The sequence below is a fragment of the Vibrio sp. 10N.247.310.17 genome (genome assembly GCF_041466605.1).
Classification (GTDB): Bacteria; Pseudomonadota; Gammaproteobacteria; order Enterobacterales; family Vibrionaceae; genus Vibrio; species Vibrio tasmaniensis_A.
In genome coordinates this window covers 1-1,614 of record NZ_JBFSTC010000214.1, presented here as the reverse complement: position 1 = coordinate 1,614, position 1,614 = coordinate 1, and the positions used below count along the sequence as shown (strand labels likewise).

Sequence of the window (1,614 nt, the reverse complement as noted above, 5' to 3'; positions counted from 1 at the left end):
CTGTAGGATCGTTCAACTGATCAGGAAAATGCTTAAATGATCAGTGTTAGCCATTAGGTGGCCTTTTTTGTGCCTGTCATTTCGCTTCAAACTCCCTTCTATTTATCAGTAGAGTAAATAACGTAAGTTAATCCCCTGTTCATCTTTAAATCCGTATATTGGTGTCATCAACTTTTTGGACATGCTCACCATTGGAGGTATCGATGGATATCAAAAGCTTACTGAACCAAGCACTTAAATCAGATCTCGTAAAACAAGGTACTCAGAAACTTTCAGAAAGGTCTTCAAGTTTAAGTGGCCTTTCTCAAGGCAGCAATGGCAAGAGTAGCAGTAAAAGTACACTCGGAGCCTTCGGTGCAGGCGCAGTTGGCGGAGGACTGTTAGGTGCGTTATGGGCTCGAAGAAAACCAAGAAAATGGGTAAGAAAGCCGCTGGTATTGGTGGCGCAGCGGCACTGGGTGCCCTGGCTTATAAGGTCTACAACGACTATCAGTCTAAACAAGGCCAAACACCGAATAACGAACAAGCTCAATTTGATGAGACCGATTCAAACCATAGCGTACTGATTCTAAGATCGATGATTGCTGTGTCCAAAGCCGATGGTCATGTCGATGAAGAGGAGATGGCAAAGATCGAGCAAGCGGTCGAAAATATGGGCGCCGATTATCAACTGACTAAATTGGTCTCTGAAGAGCTGCACAAACCACTCGATCCAAGTGAAATTGCTCAATTAGCAACGTCACCTCAACAAGCGAGTGAGATCTACTTAGCCTCTTTGATTGTAGCGGATGAGCAGAACTTTATGGAGAAGGCTTACCTCAAAGAGTTAGCAAAGCAGCTCAACTTAGCTGATGAAGTCACTCATCAGCTTGAACAGCAGATCTCTAGTTAAGCGCATCAGTAAATATCACGCTAAACCGCAAGTATCACGCTAAGTAACAAGTTAGCAAAGTGATACATTGAGCATCAACAGAATGAGATATTGAGCAAGAACAAACTAACTCTGAACTTAGTCAGATCCACTTTGTTTTTGCTTATCTCTATGTGTATATTGAGATCAGTTATCATTTGGTTAGGTATAAAAATGAAAGTATACGATTGTTGTGATTTGGTGCGTGAACTGTATTCTCAAATTGGCAGTGGCGACCAAGGCTATATCCCTAAAGCGATCACCTGCGCGGTAAAAACATTGAACGACCTTGCTGCAGATGAATCTCTTCCTAAAGAAGCAAGAGATCGTGCTGCATTTGCCGCAGCGAATCTACTGATCTCAGATTTCGAGGACTAATATGAACCTCGCTAACTTTGAAAAGATGGATCCTGTGATGTTGATGAGCATCGTCAACATGAAGTTGCGTGACGACTTCGGTGGTGATTTAGATCGAGTAGTCAACTTCTATGAAATCGACAAAGCTGCATTGACTGCAAAACTTGCGTCTGCCGGTTTTGAGTTTCTTCCTGAAGCAAAACAGTTTCGATAGTCATTTAGAACAAACTTAAATTTTAAAGACCAACCTCTGTGTTTAATGCCGATCGTTTAAGAAGACTTGAACGATATAGCAGTTAGCAGATAATCCCCATCAACAACGTTGATGGGGATTTTTTTATGCTTGA

At 42.0% G+C, this 1,614-nt stretch carries 2 protein-coding genes and 1 pseudogene; all 3 read left to right on the top strand.

The window, feature by feature from the left end; all coding sequences use genetic code 11:
- Positions 1-203 precede the first annotated feature (203 nt).
- Positions 204-892 (top strand): annotated as a pseudogene (locus AB6D80_RS24935) (tellurite resistance TerB family protein).
- A gap of 192 nt (positions 893-1,084) precedes the next feature.
- Positions 1,085-1,288 carry a YaeP family protein gene (locus tag AB6D80_RS24930; protein ID WP_009847436.1) on the top strand — a complete coding sequence of 68 codons (204 nt, stop codon included), beginning with the start codon at positions 1,085-1,087 and terminating at the stop codon, positions 1,286-1,288.
- A gap of 1 nt (position 1,289) precedes the next feature.
- A complete protein-coding gene (locus tag AB6D80_RS24925) occupies positions 1,290-1,481 on the top strand; it encodes a DUF4250 domain-containing protein (protein WP_009847437.1) in 192 nt (63 codons plus the stop codon).
- Positions 1,482-1,614: the final 133 nt, after the last annotated feature.

Coding starts and splice junctions, on each gene's coding strand:
- AB6D80_RS24930 (WP_009847436.1), top strand. CDS start 1,085: ATGAAAGTATACGATTGTTGTGATTTGGTGCGTGAACTGTATTCTCAA.
- AB6D80_RS24925 (WP_009847437.1), top strand. CDS start 1,290: ATGAACCTCGCTAACTTTGAAAAGATGGATCCTGTGATGTTGATGAGC.